Annotated in this window: 2 tRNA genes and 3 rRNA genes; all 5 read left to right on the top strand. The window is 55.2% G+C overall.

The features are described from left to right. Positions 1–393 precede the first annotated feature (393 nt). The 5 genes from N792_RS13260 (at position 394) to rrf (ending at position 5619) form a co-directional block, all read left to right on the top strand. Positions 394–1938 (top strand): 16S ribosomal RNA (locus N792_RS13260). Positions 1939–2084: 146 nt separating this feature from the next. Next, a tRNA-Ala gene (locus tag N792_RS13255) sits at positions 2085–2160 on the top strand. 16 nt (positions 2161–2176) lie between these two features. Beyond that, positions 2177–2253, top strand: a tRNA-Ile gene (locus N792_RS13250). A 256-nt stretch (positions 2254–2509) separates the two neighbouring features. Beyond that, positions 2510–5387 (top strand): 23S ribosomal RNA (locus N792_RS13245). A 117-nt stretch (positions 5388–5504) separates the two neighbouring features. After that, a 5S ribosomal RNA gene (rrf, locus tag N792_RS13240) occupies positions 5505–5619 on the top strand. Together the 16S, 23S and 5S rRNA genes with 2 tRNA genes alongside form the textbook arrangement of a ribosomal RNA operon. The last annotated feature ends 111 nt before the right edge of the window (positions 5620–5730 follow it).

Raw genomic sequence — 5730 nt, 5'->3', positions numbered from 1 at the left:
TGGGACGGATCGGCATCGGGTGTTGACGTTGTCGAAAAACCCGCTAAGATGGTCGGCTCGCTGCAGCGGAATCGCGGCGAGGCAGCGGCAGGTTGGGACGAAACGAGTTGTTGACGTTCCCGCAAAGCGCTGTATGATGTGCGGCTCCCTCGGCCACTGCGGTGGCGAGGACTGGGACCAGGCGCTGAGGCCGGTTCCGCAGATCTTTGACAGTGTGCGCAGGTGACTTGTGCGGGCGTCTGGCCGGTGGATGGTTGTCCATTGGCAGATGTTCGACACAGTCCAAATGAAACAGATACAAGCATCGCAAGATGCAGGTAACCGAGACATTTGGGTCTGGGTAGACACTGCACTCAAAGCATAGGCGTGGCCTTCGGGTCATGTCGCAATACTTAAGTGAAGAGTTTGATCCTGGCTCAGAGTGAACGCTGGCGGCAGGCCTAACACATGCAAGTCGAACGGCAGCACAGGAGAGCTTGCTCTCTGGGTGGCGAGTGGCGGACGGGTGAGGAATACGTCGGAATCTGCCTTTTTGTGGGGGATAACGTAGGGAAACTTACGCTAATACCGCATACGACCTACGGGTGAAAGCGGAGGACCTTCGGGCTTCGCGCAGAAAGATGAGCCGACGTCGGATTAGCTAGTTGGAGGGGTAATGGCCCACCAAGGCGACGATCCGTAGCTGGTCTGAGAGGATGATCAGCCACACTGGGACTGAGACACGGCCCAGACTCCTACGGGAGGCAGCAGTGGGGAATATTGGACAATGGGCGGAAGCCTGATCCAGCCATGCCGCGTGTGTGAAGAAGGCCTTCGGGTTGTAAAGCACTTTTGTACGGGAAGAAAAGCCATTGGTTAATACCCGATGGTTCTGACGGTACCGTAAGAATAAGCACCGGCTAACTTCGTGCCAGCAGCCGCGGTAATACGAAGGGTGCAAGCGTTACTCGGAATTACTGGGCGTAAAGCGTGCGTAGGTGGTTTGTTAAGTCTGATGTGAAAGCCCTGGGCTCAACCTGGGAATGGCATTGGATACTGGCAGTCTAGAGTGCGGTAGAGGGTAGCGGAATTCCCGGTGTAGCAGTGAAATGCGTAGATATCGGGAGGAACATCCGTGGCGAAGGCGGCTACCTGGACCAGCACTGACACTGAGGCACGAAAGCGTGGGGAGCAAACAGGATTAGATACCCTGGTAGTCCACGCCCTAAACGATGCGAACTGGATGTTGGGGACACTTAGGTCTTCAGTATCGAAGCTAACGCGTTAAGTTCGCCGCCTGGGAAGTACGGTCGCAAGACTGAAACTCAAAGGAATTGACGGGGGCCCGCACAAGCGGTGGAGTATGTGGTTTAATTCGATGCAACGCGAAGAACCTTACCTGGCCTTGACATGCACGGAACTTTCCAGAGATGGATTGGTGCCTTCGGGAACCGTGACACAGGTGCTGCATGGCTGTCGTCAGCTCGTGTCGTGAGATGTTGGGTTAAGTCCCGCAACGAGCGCAACCCTTGTCCTTAGTTGCCAGCACGTAATGGTGGGAACTCTAAGGAGACCGCCGGTGACAAACCGGAGGAAGGTGGGGATGACGTCAAGTCATCATGGCCCTTACGGCCAGGGCTACACACGTACTACAATGGTGGGGACAGAGGGCTGCAAACCCGCGAGGGCAAGCCAATCCCAGAAACCCCATCTCAGTCCGGATTGGAGTCTGCAACTCGACTCCATGAAGTCGGAATCGCTAGTAATCGCAGATCAGCATTGCTGCGGTGAATACGTTCCCGGGCCTTGTACACACCGCCCGTCACACCATGGGAGTGGGTTGCTCCAGAAGTAGCTAGTCTAACCGCAAGGAGGACGGTTACCACGGAGTGATTCATGACTGGGGTGAAGTCGTAACAAGGTAGCCGTATCGGAAGGTGCGGCTGGATCACCTCCTTAGAGACACAAAGACAGCAGATTGCCTGTCAGGCGTCCGCACAAGTGACCTGCATTCAGAGTTCCGGTTGATCGCGAGATCAGCGCGGGAGCGTCCTGTTTTTGCGTCGTGCCTTCGGGTGCGGGGTAGAGACGCCTGTTGAAGGCATGGGGCTTTAGCTCAGCTGGGAGAGCACCTGCTTTGCAAGCAGGGGGTCGTCGGTTCGATCCCGACAAGCTCCACCACCTGGGAAAGACTTTTGGGTCTGTAGCTCAGGTGGTTAGAGCGCACCCCTGATAAGGGTGAGGCCGGTGGTTCGAGTCCTCCCAGACCCACCAACCAAAGCTCCCGAGTTCCCGGGCACCTTCCAGGCACGCCTGGCTCTGAATGAATCTGCGCACACACACAAGATTAGAAGCGACCCGGCGTTGAGGCCAGGTGGCGTTCTTTGAAAATTGGGACGTAGCGAGCGTTTTGAGACGGAATGTCCATGACGTGTCGTAGAGGCTAAGGCGGGGGACTTGATCCCCTGAAATTTGAAGTGAGACGTTGTGATCGCGCAACGTATGACTCCGAGGCGACTTGGGGTTATATGGTCAAGCGAATAAGCGCACACGGTGGATGCCTTGGCGGTCAGAGGCGATGAAGGACGTGACAGCCTGCGAAAAGCGTGGGGGAGCTGGCAATAAGCATTGATCCCGCGATGTCCGAATGGGGAAACCCACTCCGCAAGGAGTATTGCATGGTGAATACATAGCCATGCAAGGCGAACCCGGTGAACTGAAATATCTAAGTAACCGGAGGAAAAGAAATCAACCGAGATTCCCTGAGTAGTGACGAGCGAACGGGGAACAGCCCTTAAGTTGATTGAGTTTTAGCAAAACAACCTGGAAAGGTTGGCCATAGACGGTGACAGCCCGGTATGCGAAAAGGCTCTTTCAATGAAAACGAGTAGGGCGGGGCACGAGAAACCCTGTCTGAACATGGGGGGACCATCCTCCAAGGCTAAATACTACTGACCGACCGATAGTGAACCAGTACCGTGAGGGAAAGGCGAAAAGAACCCTGGTGAAGGGAGTGAAATAGACCCTGAAACCGTGTGCGTACAAGCAGTAGGAGCTCGCAAGAGTGACTGCGTACCTTTTGTATAATGGGTCAGCGACTTATTGTTCGTGGCAAGCTTAACCGTATAGGGGAGGCGAAGGGAAACCGAGTCTGAATAGGGCGCATAGTCGCGGGCAATAGACCCGAAACCGGGTGATCTAGTCATGCCCAGGGTGAAGGTACCGTAACAGGTACTGGAGGCCCGAACCCACTCCCGTTGCAAAGGTAGGGGATGAGGTGTGATTAGGAGTGAAAAGCTAATCGAACCCGGAGATAGCTGGTTCTCCTCGAAAGCTATTTAGGTAGCGCCTCGGACGAATACTGCTGGGGGTAGAGCACTGTTATGGCTAGGGGTTCATTGCGAATTACCAAACCATGGCAAACTCCGAATACCAGCACGTACTATCCGGGAGACACACGGCGGGTGCTAACGTCCGTCGTGAAAAGGGAAACAACCCAGACCCACAGCTAAGGTCCCCAATCAGTGCTGAGTGGAAAACGATGTGGAAAGGCACAGACAGCCAGGAGGTTGGCTTAGAAGCAGCCATCCTTTAAAGAAAGCGTAATAGCTCACTGGTCGAGTCGGTCTGCGCGGAAGATTTAACGGGGCTAAGCATTGAACCGAAGCTTGGGGTGCATACTTTGTATGCGCGGTAGAGGAGCGTTCCGTAAGCCGATGAAGGTGGATTGAGAAGTCTGCTGGAGGTATCGGAAGTGCGAATGCTGACATGAGTAACGATAATGCGGGTGAAAAACCCGCACGCCGAAAGCCCAAGGTTTCCTTGCGCAATGTTAATCAACGCAGGGTGAGTCGGCCCCTAAGGCGAGGCAGAAATGCGTAGTCGATGGGAAGCAGGTTAATATTCCTGCACCTCGCGTAAGTGCGATGGAGGGACGGAGAAGGTTAGGTATACCGGGCGTTGGTTGTCCCGGGGAAAGCAGGTAGGTGGATCCCTTAGGCAAATCCGGGGGGTCATCAACACCGAGCAGCGAGACGAGTCCATTGGGACGAAGTTACCGATACCACGCTTCCAGGAAAAGCTCCTAAGCTTCAGCTTACGCAGACCGTACCGTAAACCGACACAGGTGGGCAGGATGAGAATTCTCAGGCGCTTGAGAGAACTCGGGTGAAGGAACTAGGCAACATGGCACCGTAACTTCGGGAGAAGGTGCACCCCTGATGGTGGCTCATGCGAGCTATAGCTGTCGGGGGTCGCAGTAACCAGGCCGCTGCGACTGTTTATCAAAAACACAGCACTCTGCAAACACGAAAGTGGACGTATAGGGTGTGACGCCTGCCCGGTGCTGGAAGGTTAATTGATGGGGTCAGCCGCAAGGCGAAGCTCTTGATCGAAGCCCCAGTAAACGGCGGCCGTAACTATAACGGTCCTAAGGTAGCGAAATTCCTTGTCGGGTAAGTTCCGACCTGCACGAATGGCGTAACGATGGCGGCGCTGTCTCCACCCGAGACTCAGTGAAATTGAAATCGCTGTGAAGATGCAGCGTTCCCGTGGCAAGACGGAAAGACCCCGTGAACCTTTACTATAGCTTTACACTGAACGTTGAGTTCGTCTGTGTAGGATAGGTGGGAGGCTATGAAACCAGGACGCCAGTTCTGGTGGAGCCATCCTTGAAATACCACCCTGTCGTGCTTGACGTTCTAACCTAGGTCCGTTATCCGGATCGGGGACCGTGTATGGTGGGTAGTTTGACTGGGGCGGTCTCCTCCCAAAGTGTAACGGAGGAGCACGAAGGTACGCTCAGCGCGGTCGGACATCGCGCACTGTGTGCAAAGGCATAAGCGTGCTTGACTGCAAGATCGACGGATCAAGCAGGTACGAAAGTAGGTCTTAGTGATCCGGTGGTTCTGTATGGAAGGGCCATCGCTCAACGGATAAAAGGTACTCCGGGGATAACAGGCTGATACCGCCCAAGAGTTCATATCGACGGCGGTGTTTGGCACCTCGATGTCGGCTCATCACATCCTGGGGCTGTAGTCGGTCCCAAGGGTATGGCTGTTCGCCATTTAAAGTGGTACGCGAGCTGGGTTCAGAACGTCGTGAGACAGTTCGGTCCCTATCTGCCATGGGCGTTGGAGATTTGAGAGGGGCTGCTCCTAGTACGAGAGGACCGGAGTGGACGAACCTCTGGTGTTCCGGTTGTCACGCCAGTGGCATTGCCGGGTAGCTATGTTCGGAAGCGATAACCGCTGAAAGCATCTAAGCGGGAAGCGCGCCTCAAGATGAGATCTCCCGGGAGCTTGACTCCCCTGAAGGAACCATCAAGACCAGGTGGTTGATAGGCAGGGTGTGTAAGTGCAGCAATGCATTGAGCTAACCTGTACTAATGATCCGTGTGGCTTGACCATATAACCTCAAGTGGCCTTGGACTCGACGATACGTCGACATTCCAGACCTTATAAACTGACTCGCTACGTCCCAACCCCCTGCAAGCGGGCGCATCCGTGCGCTGCTTCACCCCCTTGCTCAGTGACAATAGCTGTGTGGCACCACCCGATCCCATCCCGAACTCGGAAGTGAAACGCACACGCGCCGATGGTAGTGTGGCTTAAGCCATGCAAGAGTAGGTCATCGCTGAGCATTTACACCGAAGGCCGGACCCCGCAAGGGTCCGGCCTTCTTCTTGGGCGCCATCCGGAAACACCACTACCGTGAAACAGCACCACGGCGCCCCGGAACGAGGCGCCTGGT

The organism is Lysobacter concretionis Ko07 = DSM 16239 (assembly GCF_000768345.1).
Taxonomy (GTDB): Bacteria; Pseudomonadota; Gammaproteobacteria; order Xanthomonadales; family Xanthomonadaceae; genus Novilysobacter; species Novilysobacter concretionis.
Note: the sequence above shows the minus strand (reverse complement) of the source record. Positions and strands in the feature narration are given on the sequence as shown.